Raw genomic sequence first — 17,565 nt, 5'->3', positions numbered from 1 at the left:
GATGTTTATGGCCATTTTCTCTTCACTTATAGTAGATCAGGCGATTCGCCAATCTATTGACGCATTACCAACCGGCTACTGGGATTTCGGTAACGCCGACACCAAAGAATGGACCCACGGCTACCACAGTTATCCGGCCATGATGATTCCTCAAGTGGCGCGGAGCCTGATTGCCCTTGTCCAGCAGCATCAGCCGGGCATCCGGTCGCTGTTCGATCCCTTCATGGGCAGTGGCACCAGTTTGGTAGAGGGGCTCTTGGCGGGTCTCACGACCGTCGGGTCCGATCTGAATCCCTTGTCCCGCTTGATGACCCATGCCAAAACGACGGCGTGGGATCCCGCGGTATTGCAGTCCTGCACGGAGAGGCTCATGAATACCGTCGCACACATTCAGATTTTTGAGGCCGACTGGCCTCATTTTGACAACCTGACGTTTTGGTTCAAGCCGGCGGTTATTACAGCACTCACCCGTCTCAAGCGCGGTATCGAAGAGAGCGTTCCCGACACGCTCCGCGCCTTTTTCTGGGTCGCCTTTTCGGACACCGTCCGCTGGGTGTCGAATAGTCGCAATGCGGAATTTAAACTGTATCGTCTGGATGAAACGCGGCTAGCGCAATGGAACCCGGATGTATTGGGGACGTTTCGCAAGGTCATCACGCGCAATGAGGTGGGCAATCGGCGCCTCTGGGAGCGACGCCCCCTCCCGGCAGTCTCGTTGCATGCCTACAACGCTATGGACCTCTCAGCACTGCCGGAGGGGGCCTTCGACCTCATGGTGACGTCGCCACCCTATGGCGACAGCCGCACCACGGTCGCCTATGGCCAATTTTCGCGCCTGTCGTTACAATGGTTAAACCTCGCGGATGCGGCGGACGGACCCGCCCCCAACAAGCTCGACCAGGCAATGTTGGGAGGCCTCGCGACCAAGGCGTTGCAACACGAACTGCCCTCGCCGACCCTGACGGCGGCATTGGATCAAATAGCTCACACCGACACCAATCGGGCTCGCGAGGTCTTGTCGTTCTATCAAGACCTCGACATTACCCTGCGGGAAATTGAGCGCGTCATGCGACCCGGCGGATATCAATGCTGGGTGGTGGGCAATCGGACCGTCAAGAAGGTCCACCTTCTAACCGACCGGATTATTACAGAACTATCGGAGCGATACGGGCTCGTCTCCGTGGCCAATTTCACACGGGCCATTCCCAACAAGCGCATGCCCAAGGAAAACAGCCCCACGAATGAAGTCGGGGCGAAGGTATCCACCATGAACGGCGAGCAGATTTTTATCTTGCGTAAAAATTAGCCTCGGATTTCCTTGTTACTACGTGTCTGCTTTTGAGCTCCGCCCTCGTGTCGTTAGGCATGAGGGTGGTGGCGCCATTAGTAAGTACAACTTGCCTCGATTCTAGTCCTGCGCAGGAAGCCGATTTTTGGGCACGGCCTGCGATCCGGCGAGGTCGTTATCCACAGTAAATATATTCGAACAATGGCGCGCTGACCATCCAAGCACTGACACCACAGCCTGTCCCAATGTCAGCCATTCTGCTGCAGAGGACTGCCCATGGGGAAAAAGTCCCCAACTCAGGTGGGATGGCCCCATTTGACGAAAAATTGCAAGGGTGCCATGCTAACCATGCTCCCAAACGATCACGGGACGGTCGAAGCCAACTATGCACTGACCTCAACTCAGGAAATGTCGTATAGGAAAGGGGCACAGTGACCATTAACAACGGAAAGTCGGACCATGGGGGAATCCTAGACGTCTGGCACCACGTTCTGTAAGTTCGATTCGAAACCGCCTTTCCCCCATAGCGACATATGAAGGTTCTGCCCCAACTGTAGGCGATAGACCGGGCCTGCCCCCATGGCCCAAAGACGTTGCTCTATACGGCGTACCGTGTGCATCGACTGAGGAGCCGGCAAAATTAACCCACGCACCGTTCCACTATGCCCAATGATAAGTCCCCATTCTTCTGCCTCCGCCATGCGTAACCACGCTTGTAAATGGGGCTCAGGATGCCGTTCGTACTCTACACGAGCTGAGAGCCGACCGGCTTGCCCGAGGCGAGCCACATCCCGACGTCGAATGCCATCTCGTGCAAGTACCAGCGCTTCTTTAAGCTTCTCCTGATGTTCACGGCCATAGGGAATACGGTGACGATGATGATCCTCAGTATTTATTCGCCCGTGGCCCAAAACACCAATAATGAGGGCGGGAGGCATTGTTCCCAGGCGTTCCAATAGCTGTCCTGTCAATGGATTGAGAGCTACCACCCCAGGATACATGATGCCATCTGACGGTTCGATTTGAGCGGCCCAATGAGCCATTTGCGATGGGGTTAACCGCTCATTGTAGTATGCTGCCACCGCCCGTAACGTGGCGACAATATCCGCCGAACTTGAGGCCATTCCCTTGCCTATAGGTAACGTCGATTGTACCACGAGGGCCCCGCTTATCGGCTTCTTCCACATCTCAAGGGCAATCTCCGCCGCTCTCAGAGACTTCTTGCGGTGAGCCGGCCACACCGTCAATCCTTGCGCCTCGTCTGATCCCACAAAGGTCACCCGCGTTCCCCAACGTATGGGCAAGGTAATAAGGAAAGGAACCCCATCGATCTCTCCCTGAACGAGTTCACCAAACGTCCCCGCTGCAAATCCCCATCCGGGTTTTTCCCCGTTCACCCAGGTTCCCTCCTCAAAAACTGGAATTCAAGTCCACTACGGTGCGATCGACGATGAAGTGGACGACGATGCCACCGCAGAACTTCCCCAGGTATTGATGAGACCATCAACAACACTACTCGGCCCCTGCACAACGACCAAGGTTTTGTTCAGGGTGAGAACGGCCATCTCTCCGCCTGCTGGCATCGTACCGATTCGCACCTGCAGCAGACCCACACTCTCTGTCACAAAAGATATCCCCGAGGGTGGCTTGAATACTCCCGCTTTTGACTCCGTAATCACGACGGGATTCCCAGAGGACGTTTGATAGGTGAGTAACGCCACACGATTGGGCCCCTCTGTCCCCATGTCAACAGCGTTCAGGACTAATTCCATGCTGGCCGGTGGCAACACAATAGGAAATGACACTTGCGATCTCACCATGTTCAATTCCGTTCCCTGTGCGGTCAATGCCGCTTCTGGAACTACTCCACTCGGTGGAGTAAATGAGAAGGCCGAACTTTTCAGTTGAGAATTCAATACCACGTGAGATGGCGTCTCCTGCAACGTTCCGCCATCCCATGTGGCGACCCAACGCGATGGAGTGTTGGTCGTTAAGTTAAACCATAGGGTGGTTTTTGCCGTAATGCCTGATGCCACCGGAGAGAGCATCTTGAGCACCACCTCTTTCGGATTGACGACCACACTAATCGCCTTACTGTCTTGAATCACTTTGGGTAAGTCCGTACCTAAAATACGAAACTCCGTCCATGACACGGGATCTGCGGTCAATACCGAATAGTACTTAGCCCCTGATTGATACACAATCGTATTCAAGCCATTGTCAATCACTTGATACGGAGTACCACTACTAGGCGACACTTTCAATGAAAATGCGGCGGGCTTGTCTTGACTCACCAACTGCACATGGAACACTTGTCGCTTGGTATGCTTACGATACGCCACCTCAGTGATGGACTCACTAACAGTGCGCCAGCTTCGAATTCGGTCGTACACTTCCTTCTTTACCTGCGTCGCCGTCATTCCATGAGAAATCGTCTCCGGCCCATGACTAATGCCGCATCCCGCAAGAAGCACCGATAAGATTACGCTAGCCCATACCACCTGTTTTTTCATAAGATCTATCGTATCTCTCCCTCACCTATCCGGCAAGGTCGTCCGTCTTGAGAAAACTCTCTTTTTAACATATCATGGGTATGGGTTGCCAGGGCGACCTCTCTTAGTGAGGTGAAGGTCTCATGGTAAAGGCAGGAGAAACCGACTTTATTCAACTGCTGCGTGACCACGACATGCGGGTCACGCCGAACCGTTTGACCGTCTTTCGCCTGTTACAAAAAACTTCACAACCCTTAACGATCCCGGATTTAGCCACCAAGGTGGAATCGTCGGGTCTCAACACCACCACACTCTATCGGATCATGGAAACATTCTCTTCGCTAGGGATAGTTCATCCCGTTCTACAAGATCATCAAAATGTCGCCTATGAATTGGTGGAGCCCTTTGCCCGACATCACGATCACCTCGTCTGTCGAAGTTGCGGAAAAACCGTCGACATCTATGATTGCCGGCTAGATGAGGCATTAAAGGCTATTAGTCAGGAACGCGGGTTCCGCATCGATTTTCATCAAACCGAAGTACATGGCTTGTGTCCCGCTTGTCAAAAACTTACTCTATCCCCTTAAGACGCGCATCTTTTATGAGACTGTCCCGTAGTTCGCAAGACCGGGCCACGCCACTATTCTCCACGGCCATCAACACGGCCCCTGCCACTGGGCGCAATTCGGTCATCCGCGCTGATGCTTGGGGAAGACTCTTACGCACCGAATCAAGAAACGCATCTTTCATCTGAGGTGCTTGCCCAAGCCACAAGCTGCCTGCCATCACCACATCACACGGCAGATCTGTGAGACTGAGAAGCTTAGCACATCCGATCACACTTTCACCTATTGCGCGGCCCATTTGGGTCAAGAGCCTGCAGGCCACATCATCTCCGCCGAGAGCGGCCTGAAAACATAATGGTGCCAACACCAAAAAATGAGTTTCGGGAATCTCCTTAAAATAGAGCGCGCGACTCAGGCTCTCATAGTCCGGGAGACCTAGTACGCTTAATATAGTTTCTTCCATTGCGGTCTTAGGGCCCCTGAATTCGGCACTGCGAAAGGCGACATGCAACACCTCACGGGCGAGATCAATTCCACTACCGAAGTCTCCCCATTCGTACCCTAAGCCGCCCACATGCCGTGTGAGCCCGTCGTTGTTGATTCCGAATACATTGCCACCGGTGCCCGCAACAGCCACAATGGCCGATCGTGCATCACTGCCGGCCCGCAGTGCAATTTCCGCGTCGTTCACCACCCTAAAGGGGACCGATGCATAAAAATCACGTAACAGTGAGTCTACTCGCGCCACATCTTCAGGAAAGTCGGCGCCCGCTAATCCCACCACCACCCCACGGATCTGATCCATTCCCCGTTGAGCTGCATGAAGTGCATCATTCATGACTCGCGTCAACTCCTCCATCGCGCGTTCCATCCCCACGACCTGGTGATTGGACGGGCCACCACGGGCAAAGCCTATCACCTCAAGCCCTTGGTCATCTCCCGCTACCACGACCACTTCCGTCTTTGTTCCACCGCCATCAACCCCGATCCACGTACTAATCTCCTCCTCAACGCCACTGATCGACTATCGCGAGATATGGGGCCAGGGATTTCCCCACGCGACGAGGTCTGAATTCAGCGAGAATTAATTTTTATAGACCGGGAAAACTTCTTCCGCACCGGTTTGTCCCTTCCGATTGTCAGGAAAATACGGCATAATGATAGCAAATCCTACGATCTTTCATAACGTGAGGATCGCAGATACTAGAAAATCAAATCCGTGCGATAGGTGGGAGAACGTGGATTATCAGAACGAGCGTGTGGCAATATTTGTGGATGGAGCAAACATGTTCTATGCTCAACGAGTGTTAGGATGGCACCTCGATTTTGCCCGTGTAATTGAGTACTTTACTCGTGGTAGGCAACTGTACAATGCGTTTTATTATACGGGCGTTCAAGTACCGCCCGACAACAGCCAGCGCGACTTTCTTACCGCTCTACGGCATCTCGGATTTACAATTCGAGAGAAGTCTATCAAGGAAACGCTTGACCAAAGCTCTAACGCCATCATTCGGCGAGCCAACTTAGATATCGAAATTGTGGTCGATATGTTCAACACCGTCACGCGATACGATCTGGCCATCTTAATGAGCGGAGACGGCGACTTCGAGCGTGCCGTCGAGTTGATTCGATCAAAAGGCAAGGAAATCGTGGGAGTCGGAACCCGCGGAATGATCTCCTCTGAATTGGAAAATGCCTGTGACAGGTATGTAAAGTTAGAAGATATTCGAAGTGACGTCGAAAAAATCCGCTAGTACTCGCCGCAGAATGGCCCGATGGCATATCGGGCCCCAATGGTTCGGATTTTCGGCGTTGACGACACTCGGTATAATAAAGAGAATGACGCCGAGGAGGAGTTCGTTCATGCCACGCCGAATATTCGCCATCGCATCTGTCGCGTCAATGTTGTTTGTTGGGTGGCCCCAGGTGGCTAATGCCGCGACGATCCAGACGGCCGCAAGCGATCCTTATGCCATTACCACGTTGCCGGCGTACTATGGCTTCACTAAGACCGTCAAAATCACGAATACAGGCAAAGTGCCCGCCATTGACGTGCAGACAAAAATCGTTCTCTTAGCTCCATCGACACCGTATGCTCACGTCACATTGACAGGATATTCCAAGGAGCCCAACTCCACCCATCGCGACCACTTTGGCAATTTAATTGCCGACTATGATTGGTCCAGTCTCGCCCCCGGGCAGACTAAGACCATTGTGTTACATTATCAAGCGACCTCTTCGGAGGTGTCCTATCGGTTGCCAAAAACCTATGGGGCGTACAATGTGACCTCGCAAACATATCAGCAGTATACGAATCCCAATTTGGATGCGAAAGAAATTGATGCCGACTCCAAGCCTATCGAAGCCCTGGATGCCTCGCTCGTGAAGGGCATTAGTAATCCCTATCTTCGGGCCCAAGCATTATTTGATTGGGTGGCTAAAAACATCCACTATAACTATTCACTAAAAGCGTCAGGTTCAGCCCTTAAGACGCTTCAAACACGGCTTGGCATTTGTAGCGACTTCGCTGATCTCTATGTCTCGATGTTACGCACAGATCACATTCCGGCCCAATTAATTGGTGGGTATGTCACCAATAACGGCGACGGACAAGGCGGATTCCATCAATGGGTAGAATTCTATCTTCCCAAAATAGGATGGATTGTCGCCGATCCCACCTGGGGTCGTTATGGATATTTTGCAGCACTCCAAGATGACTGGCATATCCCGTTGTATGACGGCATTCGACCGGACGTATCCGTCCACTGGCAATATGATGCAGGACAGGGATCTGAACCGTACTTGGCCATTAACTATCACTACAGTTTTGTCACTGAACAAAGTCCTGCCCAGACAAGCCATGTGAAATTACCATTGGTGTCTATCACTCCGCCAGTCCAAAAACGTCCGCCCAGTGTGGCTGTGGCAGAGAGCGATTGGCATCGAATCGTCTCCTTCTTTCATCAGTATTTTTTGCGGCTGCGATTAGCCATTGAGGCTCTTTAACCGGGATATCATACCCACGCATCCCTTTCCCTTCTTAAGGTCAGCGCATACCTAACCCGCATTTCCAATCACTGCCGGGTTGTACCGTGTGGTCTCGAGACACAATAGACCTGGAGGTGAAGGCATGGAGCGAGCTTGGGCATGGTTTCATGATCCATCGATGGTACTACCGCTGGTCAAGGAGTTGGATGGAGACTCTCGGATTTCATTACTGGTACAAGACCCGGAAGACCACCAAGATGTTATGGTGGTGGGCCCGCTAAGTCACGACATGGCTTGCTATCCGTTTTTAGACATTCCCCACCAAATTCGTCGATTTGGGGTGAGAAAAAGTCTCGCCGAACACTATACTCGCGTCCTCTACCATGGTGGTGCCGTCATTTGTGTCGAATTCTCGAGTCAGCGTACCCTGAAGGCGCTGTTACAGACGCATCATGCCCACGACGTTGTCATTTAAGAACAGCTTATCTCTGCATTAATGTGGGTCGAGGAAACGAAATCTCTCGGGTGTCGTCACGAGGGCATGGTATAAATCATGGGATCCTAGCGGCAATGGCGCCATGGCCGATGCCGCTAGCTCGCGCAGTGGAGTCTGCCCTCGATAGTGAGGATTGGGTCGTGCACCGTCAGGGCCAAGATAATATGCCGCCCCTCGGTGCCGTGCCAGTTCATCAAAAATAGGTATAGTGTGGGTTGAACGCACATGCGCCGCCACGAGGACGTCTTGCCCACAATTAGACAGTATGACACCGTATGCGGGTGGTAGAAGAATTCTATCCCCGGGTTTCAGCAACACGCGATAGGTATCGATTAAGCGATCAAAGCTCCCCACCTTTTGCAACACCATCTGGCCCTCACCGTGCATCACCTCAAGCAATGACGGATACGGTATTCGCTGCGGACCGCGTAGGATATGCCCCGGAAAAGACACCCATTCTTCACCCAGTAATCCCGGTAGGATTTCCATAATATGATATCCGAGCTTTATTTGCCCGAAGAGATTTTCATCGCCCTGTCGCACTACATGAAAATATTGCCGAGCAATGACTGCTGGGCCTTCAGAATCGGGGTTTTCTAAAAATGGGCGAACTTGGTCTAAATACCAGACTTGAGAAGATCCGTAGTGGACGTCAGAGGTGAAGCGGACTTGAGATATATCGAGTGGTCCATGTGCTATAACCGTATCCTGGTCCAACCCCAATACCTCCTGACGGATTTATGTGTTATCCTATCACACCGCCTTATCGATAGCGCAACGCGAGCCATCCGCGACGAATTTCTCGCAATATTCCCACCATGATGGCTCCTGCAACTAACATTCCCAGGGAGATTCCTACCAGAATGAAACTTAAATGCAGCCCATCCAGCATCATCCCTCCTGGAGCCCCTTGCAACAGGAAATCGCGGGACGAAAAGGCCGGAATGGTGAACGTGCCCAAAACCGCTTCCACCGGCCGATAGAAAAGCACGGTCATAATGCCGGCATAGACGGCATGGAGAGCACGGGCCACAAAGTATGGCTTCATAGAAATGTCCGTGTCCGCGAGTACTGACGCGACCTGTCCGTGCACCGAAAGACCTGACCAGGCGATGATCCCAGACACTAACACCAACTTCTGAATCAGGGGTGCCGATGCATGCGCCGCGGCAGCGGAACCCAAATCGATTTCAAACAGCCCTTGAATGGCCGCCCCAACCAGATGAGGAGACATGCCGAACATGTGCAAAAGGGCACCAAACGGCACTTCCAGTAGAGTCATGAGTCCAGTGGCCTCGAGAACACGAATCAATACCGCGAAGAGCACCATAAAACTCATAATCATGAATAGCGTCGAAACGGAGTCCGTGATGGCCTCATTTAGCACCTTGCCCATGGGTCGACCATCTTCAATACGCCCACGCATCATAGCATCCATCGCACGACGATGAATCCCGCGAACCACCATACCTTCCCGACGTGGTACGGCTTCTTTTCTTTTATAAAATCGAAAGGTCAGTCCAACCATAATCACCGAGGCATAGTGAGCCATCGCCAACACGGCACCCAATGCCGGCTGACCGAACATTCCCACCGCCACCGCTCCAAAAATGAACAGAGGATCGGCCGAATTGCTAAAGGCCAGCAACCGCTCGCCCTCCGTCTTCGTACAGAGGTCCTGCTTACGAAACTTCGCTGTCAACACCGCATCCATCGGGTAGCCCGCAGCGAGCCCCATTGACAACACAAACGACCCTACGCCGGGCACGTTAAACAATGGACGCATTAAGGGTTCAAACCATACACCGAGATAGTGCACCATCCCCGTCGACAGCAGCACATCCGATAAAATAAAAAATGGGAGCAATGAAGGAAACACCACTTCAAAAAATAACTTTAGTGCACCAACCGTGGCCTGGTAGCCGTGCTCGGAAAAGACAATCAACATAATCGTCAAAAGCAACATCGTAAAACCCGTGATCATCGTCGCTGTGCGACCTGGCTGCTTCTGCTTCTCGTCCATTCGCTCCACCTCAATCTTGGGACTTCCTTTCATGCTATGTCCCAGAAGTGAGGGGTATGACGCGACACGGTGGTCATGGTGCTGATGACACAGCAATGGGGACACGAGGTCAAGGCAACCCATCTGCGAACAATGGCCGGAGGCGGCGCTGCCAACGTCCGACTCTGGGGTTCCGTTGAGAGGGTACGAACGCTCCCGTATGCCGGTGATTCGCTGTGTAAAGTAATTCCGGCGCCGCTTCATTAAGGGGATTGTTGTCAGCCGCTATTGCGGACAGGCATAGAGTGTGCGGGATTTAATCCTTCCGATTCGCGAACGATCCCCATGAGACCTGTGTCGGTCCTCGTTTCGTGCCCTTCGTCGGCGTCCCAAAATATTGCATCCCCCACGCCCACCGGTAGGGCCCTAGGCGTGTCCACTCCGAACCCATCCCTCGCCCGCGACAATAAGGCGCAACTGTCGCACCGTGTTGTGGTAAAAGGCGATGACTCCGTTCGATTCAAGATGCATACAACCGATATGGGGCGGTTTGTCCTTGACACAACAGCACGAACAACGAGTCGCCACGCAGATAGCGACGATTGACGAGTGCCTTCAGATGATCCGCACGAAGATCGGCGTTTACCAACAACACATTGACGACGGTACAGCCGCGCACCTGTGGACCGGAGAGCCTACAGACGCCCTGTAGGGTGTCGTGGGGGCGTAGTTGCAGTTACACGGACCCACCGGGAATGCGAACCACTATGCCGACCGACGAGCCCCAATGGGTTGCCCTCTTTGACGCCAACAATGTGAGCGGTCATGGCCACACTTGTGAGTATACCTACAATGGCCTCCATGGGCCGATATCCTAATTACGCAGAAGATTCCGTTAGGTTGAACCGGCCCTTAAACACCCTAACCTATGACGTCGCACATAGCCCACCGCTATGCCCGAATGTTCGGCGCCGGCCGATGCACCTCTACCAGTCACAGTCGTGACTATCGTGCCCACCAACCGGGGCACGTTGCCGCGCACGATTTCCGTCGTTATAATTGTTATAACAAAGTCAAGGGATGTGACGGGAATGCAAGTCCGCAAAGTGTTTAGGGCTGGCAATAGTTTTGCCGTATCGATTCCTTCGGAATGGGTACGCCAGATGCACCTCGAAGATCAGCCCGTGGAGCTGCTACGAAACGACCGGGGAGAAATTATTGTGAAACCCTTGCAGGGGGCGTCGCCCGATATTACGCCGGACTTCGTGCAGGCCGTCGATAGCTTTATGGCCGAATATGCTGATGTTTTACGGCGATTGGCTGACCGATGAGGTACCTGACCATCCCGGAAGTCCTCTTCATTCACTTCCAAGTGATTGAACGATTCGGTGGCAGGCATGGGGTCTTGAATCTGGGGGGACTCGAATCAGCGGTCGCCCGACCACAGGCGACGATCGAGGGGGACGACCTCTATCCCTCCGTGCTCGAAAAAGCCGCCGTACTCCTGCACTCGTTGGTTCTGAACCACCCGTTTCAAGACGGGAATAAGCGGACCGCCTTTACGGCGTTGGGTTTATTCCTTCATTACAACGGCATGGTGCTTGAGGGCTCAAGCACCGATGCAGAGAAATTCGTCGTAAACGTAGCGGACACGCATGTGGACGTGGAGACGATCGTGGATTGGCTTCAATCTCATGCCCGTTCGATAAACAATTGAAGACCCGCTGGTAGGTATCTCGGATGGCCCACTTCGGGATTTCGCAATACCGGGCCAACTCTACTATCAAGATATTCGTCATCAAAGTGCGCTGATGGCTGGGCTACTGTTGGCTCCGCAAGGATTGGGCTCGCTACTACCACGTACGTTTGTCGGAAAGACCGTTGAGCGGGTCGGCATTCGCAATTGGGTTCTCATCGGCATCGCGGCCGCCGCTTCGGGCAGCATTCTATTTGGACAAATTGGCCCTCACACCTTCGAATGGCTATTGGCTTGCTCGCTAGTTGTGCGCGGAGCGGGACTGACCGCCATTACCATCGCGGTCATGGTTGGCGTCTATCGCGATGTTCCACCTCTCTCCGTCCCCTCGGCCAGTACTATCACCCGAATTATCCAGCAGTTGGGAGGTGCGTTTGGTGCCGCCATCCTCGCAATGATTCTCGCACGTTGCCTGCATTCGATCACGCCAGTCGATGCCGCACGAGCCTATGGAAAGACCATGTGGTGGTCCATTGCTTTCTTAGGCATAACTCTCATCCCTGCCCTGTGGCTCCCCGGAAAACCGCGTCTTCACTAAGTGCACGTTATGTGTGGGTTTCGTGAACATTGGGCCGCAGCCGCCCTTGCGGGAAAGGATATTTCCAATATCAACTATAGTTTGCGCCAGTTAGTCCACATCTCTTTCGGATTAAGCTCGTAGACGCCATTTTCTCGGTACATGAAGTGGTTAATAATAAACTCACGCCGAATGGTGCAATAGTCTTCATGGAATCGCAAGATGTGTTGATTAATCTCGGCTTCGGTATACTTCTCGCCCACCTTCAAACCGTTCAATAGATGCTCAAACACAATGAGTTTGCGCTTGCGCTGAGCAGGAATCTGTTTCAGAGTTCCGTCTGCTAAGAAAAAATTATGCAGAACGGACTCCTCTAAATGGATATCGCGATCCATAGTATTGACCTCCTGGGGGTTTTCGGATTCAAAAAGCGCCTGATATAGGGTTTGTGAATTCCGATCAAAAAATTGCCGATCTAACTCGAAATAGATGGTGTTTTTGTCCCGAGTCTCCTTGACCAAAGCGACTTGGCGCAACTTTGTCATATGATGGGTAATCGTCGGCGCCGATACGCCAAGTTTTTCTGCCAAAGCCTGGCCGTGCAAAGGGCCATCTTTCAGCAAAAACAGCAGTCGAATGCGCGTCGGGTCCGCCAAAGCCTTGTGGAACGCTACGACTTTATCTAGTTGTTGCACGAGCTATCACCTCAGTATTTAACATTTACCTAATTAGCATTATATCTAATTAGATGGCCCTACCGCAACCTTCTCGAAACACATCCTAAAAGCTACAACATTCATCCCTGCCATGATGCCGCGGGGCGTTAGAAGGCTTAGGGCACAAGTTTCGTGTGCGCGAAGGAGCCTTTGAGAAACAATTCCACCTATACAGAATCCCGCCGTTTCCTCTAAGATGGGACCAGACCGTGGCTCAGGGAGAGGACAGGCGGGGAGAATACCCATGTCGGACTTGTTTTCCGCAAAAAATTATCATCTTTTGGTGATTGACGATGACCCCAACATTGTGGAAGTCATGCGTCTCTATCTGCTCAACACCGGATTTCGCGTGACAACCGCGGCCCGTGCAGAGGAGGCTCTTGATGTCATCCGTCGTGGCCCGGTGAACCTGGTTATTTTGGATATCGGCCTACCGGATGTGGATGGCTGGACACTCTGCGAGAGGATTCGGGAAATCGGTGATTTACCTATCCTGATGGTCACCGCCCGGGGCGATAGCGTCGATAAGCTTCGCGGCTTTTCCTTAGGTGCCGACGATTACCTGTCGAAACCGTTTGACCCGAACGAATTAGTGGCTCGTTGCATCGCTCTCATCAAGCGTAGCTATCAATCCCGCAGCCTGCCACCCAAGGCTCACCTGACATTTGGGGGGATCGTCATTGATACCGTAGGCCACGTGGTGACGGTAAGTGGCCAACTTATCGAACTGAGTCGTCGCGAATATCAGCTGCTTCTTATCCTGGCACAAAACCCCAATCGCATCCTCACTCGCAACCAACTCTTAGATTTAATTTGGGGAATCGATTACTCCGGGGAGGACCGAGTGGTCGATGTCACGGTCACCCGTCTACGACGAAAAGTTGGGCTCCTTCCCAATCCTGATTGGGAAATTGACACCGTCCGCGGAATGGGATATCGCCTCAAGGTGGGAAAAACCCCATGATCACACTGTTTCGGCGCATTTTGGCCGTCTATATCGGTGTGCTGGTGCTTGCTTTCGGAAGCCTATCGGTGGCCGTCGATATCGGAGTGAAGCACTTTATTGTGCATCAGCGTGTGCTAACCCTCACACGCGAGGCGGACGTATTAATCCCCTTGGTGGAACACCCCGGCCACACCCATAGCCTCTCTCTTACTAAACGCTTAATCCATCGCGACGAGGTCGTCAACCACTCCAACATGGCCATCATCGCACTGACGTCTCACGGCACTTCGACTCTGCGCCAGTTCCAGCAATACTTCCTGTCCATTCACGATGTTCGGGCGGCTCGCGCCGTGCACCGCATCAGCGAAGGAGATCGCATATCCTTCGTAGGCCGACTTCGCCCGCACGCTCGCGTCGATTCCCTCGTCGTGGGCATTCCTATTCGTCACCGTGGCCACGTCATCGGGCTGTTGTTATTGCACACTCCACTGAGCTATTTGGCGCTGGGGCGGATTGCTCGCATCATTGGACTGATCGCCATCCCCACAGTGCTCCTGTCCATTCTCGCGCTCTATGGGGTGACGCGACGATTTTCCGTACCGCTGCTGTCGGTCACTCGTGCAGCTGATTCCCTAGGCCAGGGCCATTTTCACGAACGCGTGCCGGTAATGAGTCACGATGAGGTAGGACACCTCGCGGAAACCTTCAATCAAATGGCCGATCGGCTGGACATGCTGGAAACACTCCGTCGCGATCTGCTAGCTGCGGTGTCGCATGAGCTGCGCACACCGCTGACATCAGTTCGCGGATTTGTCCAGGGCATGCTCGAGGGGGTCATTCCTGTCGAGGATCACCCCCGCTATTTAGCCACGGCCCATAAAGAATTGGAACGCCTCAACAACATTCTCACCGCCATGTTAGATTTATCTGCCATCGAAAGTGGCCATATGGAGCTATACTTTCACGCCGTACAATGGCAGAGTGCTATCGACGAAGCGTACGATCGGGTGCGCCTGCGCATGGAAGAAAAACATCTTGTATGGCAGGACGTTTCTCGCGTCAAAGACGCGGTCATCTGGGCCGACCAAGACCGATTAACGGATCTCCTCTTTAACCTCTTGGACAATGCGATTCGACACACCCCCGATGGAGGCACGATTACCGTAGAAAGCCATCTTGAGGGTTCTCATCTGGTCTGTATGATCCAAGATACTGGCGAAGGCATCGCGGCAAAAGATCTTCCGCACATATGGGAACGATTCTATAAAAGTGCACCCTCTGACATCTCAGACACGCAGCAGACGGGACTCGGACTCACCATTACTAAGCATCTCGTCGAGCTGATGCATGGTCGCATTGAGGTGGTATCTAACGTTGGACACGGCACCACATTTCGACTTCGCTTTCCCATCGTCACCTCCTCTCTTTAATCGGCATCATGAAATATTGGTGACATACTCGTGTCCCATACTGCCTTTCAAGAGAGAGTCCCTTTCTCTCGGATAACTATCGAGGAGGCAGAAAGATGAAATTACGCATGATCATGGGAACTGCGACGGCGCTTGCCGTAGTGAGCGGTGCATCCGTATTCGCGGCATCACGGACACCGTCCCCCTCAGTGTCTCTGCACGCCCCCACCTTTGCTGGAAAAGACCTGCCCGCGCCCCTTGAAACAGCGCATCCAGCGCCAAAATTCCTCCTGCGCAGGCGAAAATTGCTGCTAAAAGAGGTCGCGAGCACCCTCGCCATCACTCCGGCAACATTACGCTTGGACCTACGCAATGACCAGTCTCTTGCGAGCATCGCACAAGTGCACGGCCTCAACCAAGCCACACTGGCAAGTGACTTGGAAACCACTCTCAAGGCCACGCTGAATGCCAAAGTATCGACCGGCCATGTCAGCGCAGCACGGGCGACTCGTATCGAAGCCGTCGTGAGTCGCCATATCAACACCTGGCTTCAATTACGCGGGAACGTTTGGCTTCACCTCAACCGGCGAGAGCAATTCGTACACCTGGTAAGTCCTGTACTCAAAATGAAACCCCTCACATTACTCACCGACTTGCGTCAGGGCTCCACTATCGCGGCCATCGCCCAACAGCAAGGGATGAGCGAAACCACACTTCAATCCGCTGTGGAAAGTGCCATGCAGTCCCATTTAGCAGAACGCGTTCAGTCGGGAAAGATCTCCAGTAGCCAAGAACAACAAGATCTGGCGCACTTTGATGCTCACGTAAGTCATCGCCTCACCACGCCTTGGATTACAAAGACGACCCGATAGGAGATAGCGCACAGCGTACGACGCTGAAGATCTGGCCTCTCGACATACCCTGTGGTCTCGTCACACCAAATGTCCCTAAGCGCCCTTATGGCCTTGACGGTGCCGCTGGTGGACCCTATCATAGCCCGTAATAGAGTTCCCCGAGGAGGCGATGTGCCCCCATACGCGCTAACTTTAAACAAAAGTGGTGGTTCGTAAAGGATTTTTGTCACGAGTCGCGAAGTAGGACAGGAAGAAAATCCCGTCCTATGGAGATGAACCGACGTGAAGATGAATTCCCATGATGCCCAGACATCGCCGAGGCAGACGACTGACCTAGAGGAACAATGGGCTGTCGTGCTCCATTTCCTCCCCAAAGGGTGGCAAGATGCCGCCTGGACGTGTGGGGCGATTACCCGCTTGCGGGTGATTTCGTCGGCGGAGGTCCTCCTTCGGCTCATCCTCGCCTATGCATGGAATGATTGGTCTTTGCGCACCACGGCGGCCTGGGCACGCCGGAGTGGCTTAGCTGATGTGTCGGACGTTGCGGTCCTCAAACGACTCCGCCACGCGCCCGCGTGGCTCGGTCATTTGTTGGATCAATGGTTTCGGTCGCAAGGAATCGGCACCTCCCTCAAGAGTCGTTTTCGTCTGGTACTAACGGATGGCAGCACCATTCAACGCCCGGGGAGTCACGGTACGACATGGCGCCTTCATGCCCAATGGAACCTGGGCACCGGTCAATGGGAACATGTCGAACTCACCGACGCGCATGGCGGAGAGTCATTGACGCGACTCCATCTGCGGCCGCAGGATGTGGTGTTGGCCGATCGGAATTATGCGAAACCGAATGCGTTGGCCTGGATTGTGGCGCAGAAAGCCCATGTCATCGTCCGATTCGGATGGAATGCGCTTCGATTCCACACGTTGCAGGGCGAACCGTGGTCTGTGCTCGAGGCGGTGCGCCAGTTGCCTGACGCCACCCCGGGTGAATGGTGGGTGCAGATTCCGGGCACGAAAGACCGACCGATGTTGACGGTGCGGATCGTGGCCATGCGCAAATCCGCGCAGGCCGCAGAGAAAGCGCGTCGAAAGGCCCGCAAAGACGCCCGTGACCACGGTTATACGGTCGCTCATGAGACCTTGGAGGCTGCCGATTATGTGTTGATTCTCACCACGCTGTCAGAGACGGCGGCTTCCGCCGCCGAAATTCTCGAATTATATCGGCTGCGCTGGCAGATTGAAATCGCATTTAAACGTTTGAAAAGTTTGCTCCATATTGACGCACTGCGCGCATTCGACCCCGATTTAGCCCAAACGTATCTCTTGGCGAAATTGCTCGGGGCGGTCCTGGTTGATGCTATCCGGACCCACGGTCCGGATTTTTCCCCCTACGGATTTCCCGTCCAAACCGACATCCTGCACCGTGTGGCGTATTTCCCAGCTGATTTGGGAGGACCTGCGGATCATCGTGCAGGGAGCGATAGATCTGGCCAATTGGTGCCTCGCCTCGCGGGCGTGGACGAAAGCACTCCATG

At 53.4% G+C, this 17,565-nt stretch carries 18 protein-coding genes; 12 read left to right on the top strand and 6 right to left on the bottom strand.

Annotation, left to right across the window (positions count from 1 at the left end; genetic code table 11):
• The first annotated feature begins 7 nt into the window (after positions 1 to 7).
• Positions 8 to 1,306 (top strand): TRM11 family SAM-dependent methyltransferase, encoded by a 1,299-nt coding sequence (locus ACOJWD_RS00730; protein ID WP_486991300.1) that lies wholly within the window; start codon positions 8 to 10, stop codon positions 1,304 to 1,306.
• A 452-nt stretch (positions 1,307 to 1,758) separates the two neighbouring features.
• On the opposite strand, the gene ACOJWD_RS00725 is transcribed toward ACOJWD_RS00730, so the two are convergent.
• Together ACOJWD_RS00725 and ACOJWD_RS00720 are read right to left on the bottom strand one after the other, a co-directional pair.
• Positions 1,759 to 2,685 (bottom strand): GHMP family kinase ATP-binding protein, encoded by a 927-nt coding sequence (locus tag ACOJWD_RS00725; protein WP_486991299.1) that lies wholly within the window; start codon positions 2,683 to 2,685, stop codon positions 1,759 to 1,761.
• A 36-nt stretch (positions 2,686 to 2,721) separates the two neighbouring features.
• On the bottom strand, positions 2,722 to 3,801 hold the full coding sequence (locus tag ACOJWD_RS00720; protein ID WP_486991298.1) for a hypothetical protein: 1,080 nt from the start codon (positions 3,799 to 3,801) through the stop codon (positions 2,722 to 2,724).
• A gap of 122 nt (positions 3,802 to 3,923) precedes the next feature.
• Here ACOJWD_RS00720 and ACOJWD_RS00715 point away from each other — a divergent pair, with 122 nt between their 5' ends.
• A complete protein-coding gene (locus ACOJWD_RS00715) occupies positions 3,924 to 4,367 on the top strand; it encodes a Fur family transcriptional regulator (RefSeq protein WP_486991297.1) in 444 nt (147 codons plus the stop codon).
• Here the strand turns inward: ACOJWD_RS00715 and ACOJWD_RS00710 are convergent.
• On the bottom strand, positions 4,351 to 5,334 hold the full coding sequence (locus ACOJWD_RS00710) for an N-acetylglucosamine kinase (RefSeq protein ID WP_486991317.1): 984 nt from the start codon (positions 5,332 to 5,334) through the stop codon (positions 4,351 to 4,353). The genes ACOJWD_RS00715 and ACOJWD_RS00710 overlap by 17 nt on opposite strands.
• 250 nt (positions 5,335 to 5,584) lie before the next feature.
• Here ACOJWD_RS00710 and ACOJWD_RS00705 point away from each other — a divergent pair, with 250 nt between their 5' ends.
• From ACOJWD_RS00705 to ACOJWD_RS00695, 3 genes are all read left to right on the top strand, one after another.
• Complete coding sequence (locus ACOJWD_RS00705) at positions 5,585 to 6,100, top strand: LabA-like NYN domain-containing protein (protein ID WP_486991296.1); 516 nt, start codon at positions 5,585 to 5,587, stop codon at positions 6,098 to 6,100.
• A gap of 109 nt (positions 6,101 to 6,209) precedes the next feature.
• Positions 6,210 to 7,352: a transglutaminase-like domain-containing protein gene (locus ACOJWD_RS00700; RefSeq protein ID WP_486991295.1), complete on the top strand. Its 1,143-nt coding sequence runs from the start codon at positions 6,210 to 6,212 to the stop codon at positions 7,350 to 7,352.
• Between the two features lie 124 nt (positions 7,353 to 7,476).
• Positions 7,477 to 7,809 carry a hypothetical protein gene (locus ACOJWD_RS00695; RefSeq protein WP_486991294.1) on the top strand — a complete coding sequence of 111 codons (333 nt, stop codon included), beginning with the start codon at positions 7,477 to 7,479 and terminating at the stop codon, positions 7,807 to 7,809.
• A gap of 18 nt (positions 7,810 to 7,827) precedes the next feature.
• Here ACOJWD_RS00695 and ACOJWD_RS00690 read toward each other — a convergent pair whose 3' ends face one another.
• Both ACOJWD_RS00690 and ylbJ read right to left on the bottom strand, forming a co-directional pair.
• On the bottom strand, positions 7,828 to 8,547 hold the full coding sequence (locus ACOJWD_RS00690) for a glucose-6-phosphate isomerase family protein (RefSeq protein WP_486991293.1): 720 nt from the start codon (positions 8,545 to 8,547) through the stop codon (positions 7,828 to 7,830).
• A 46-nt stretch (positions 8,548 to 8,593) separates the two neighbouring features.
• A complete protein-coding gene (ylbJ, locus tag ACOJWD_RS00685) occupies positions 8,594 to 9,853 on the bottom strand; it encodes a sporulation integral membrane protein YlbJ (RefSeq protein ID WP_486991292.1) in 1,260 nt (419 codons plus the stop codon).
• Between the two features lie 1,070 nt (positions 9,854 to 10,923).
• Here ylbJ and ACOJWD_RS00680 point away from each other — a divergent pair.
• The 3 genes from ACOJWD_RS00680 (at position 10,924) to ACOJWD_RS00670 (ending at position 12,126) form a co-directional block, all read left to right on the top strand.
• Entirely contained in the window at positions 10,924 to 11,163 is a 240-nt protein-coding gene (locus ACOJWD_RS00680; protein WP_486991291.1) for an AbrB/MazE/SpoVT family DNA-binding domain-containing protein, read from the top strand.
• Positions 11,160 to 11,549, top strand: coding sequence for a type II toxin-antitoxin system death-on-curing family toxin (locus ACOJWD_RS00675; RefSeq protein WP_486991290.1), 390 nt, complete (start codon positions 11,160 to 11,162; stop codon positions 11,547 to 11,549). Before ACOJWD_RS00680 ends, ACOJWD_RS00675 begins: the two co-directional genes overlap by 4 nt.
• A 94-nt stretch (positions 11,550 to 11,643) precedes the next feature.
• On the top strand, positions 11,644 to 12,126 hold the full coding sequence (locus ACOJWD_RS00670) for an MFS transporter (RefSeq protein ID WP_486991289.1): 483 nt from the start codon (positions 11,644 to 11,646) through the stop codon (positions 12,124 to 12,126).
• A gap of 74 nt (positions 12,127 to 12,200) precedes the next feature.
• Here the strand turns inward: ACOJWD_RS00670 and ACOJWD_RS00665 are convergent, their stop codons facing one another.
• Positions 12,201 to 12,800, bottom strand: coding sequence for a DUF2087 domain-containing protein (locus ACOJWD_RS00665; protein ID WP_486991288.1), 600 nt, complete (start codon positions 12,798 to 12,800; stop codon positions 12,201 to 12,203).
• A 265-nt stretch (positions 12,801 to 13,065) separates the two neighbouring features.
• Here ACOJWD_RS00665 and ACOJWD_RS00660 point away from each other — a divergent pair, with 265 nt between their 5' ends.
• From ACOJWD_RS00660 to ACOJWD_RS00645, 4 genes are all read left to right on the top strand, one after another.
• Positions 13,066 to 13,785 (top strand): response regulator transcription factor, encoded by a 720-nt coding sequence (locus ACOJWD_RS00660; RefSeq protein WP_486991287.1) that lies wholly within the window; start codon positions 13,066 to 13,068, stop codon positions 13,783 to 13,785.
• Positions 13,782 to 15,197, top strand: a complete 1,416-nt coding sequence (locus ACOJWD_RS00655; RefSeq protein WP_486991286.1) for a sensor histidine kinase — start codon at positions 13,782 to 13,784, stop codon at positions 15,195 to 15,197. The genes ACOJWD_RS00660 and ACOJWD_RS00655 overlap by 4 nt, the downstream gene beginning before the upstream one ends.
• A gap of 95 nt (positions 15,198 to 15,292) precedes the next feature.
• On the top strand, positions 15,293 to 16,048 hold the full coding sequence (locus ACOJWD_RS00650; protein WP_486991285.1) for a hypothetical protein: 756 nt from the start codon (positions 15,293 to 15,295) through the stop codon (positions 16,046 to 16,048).
• 270 nt (positions 16,049 to 16,318) lie between these two features.
• On the top strand, positions 16,319 to 17,565 hold a 1,247-nt coding region (locus ACOJWD_RS00645; RefSeq protein ID WP_486991316.1), incomplete at its 3' end, for an IS4 family transposase.

The sequence above is a fragment of the Sulfobacillus sp. TH-112 genome, from assembly GCF_057473405.1.
Note: the sequence above shows the minus strand (reverse complement) of the source record. Positions and strands in the feature narration are given on the sequence as shown.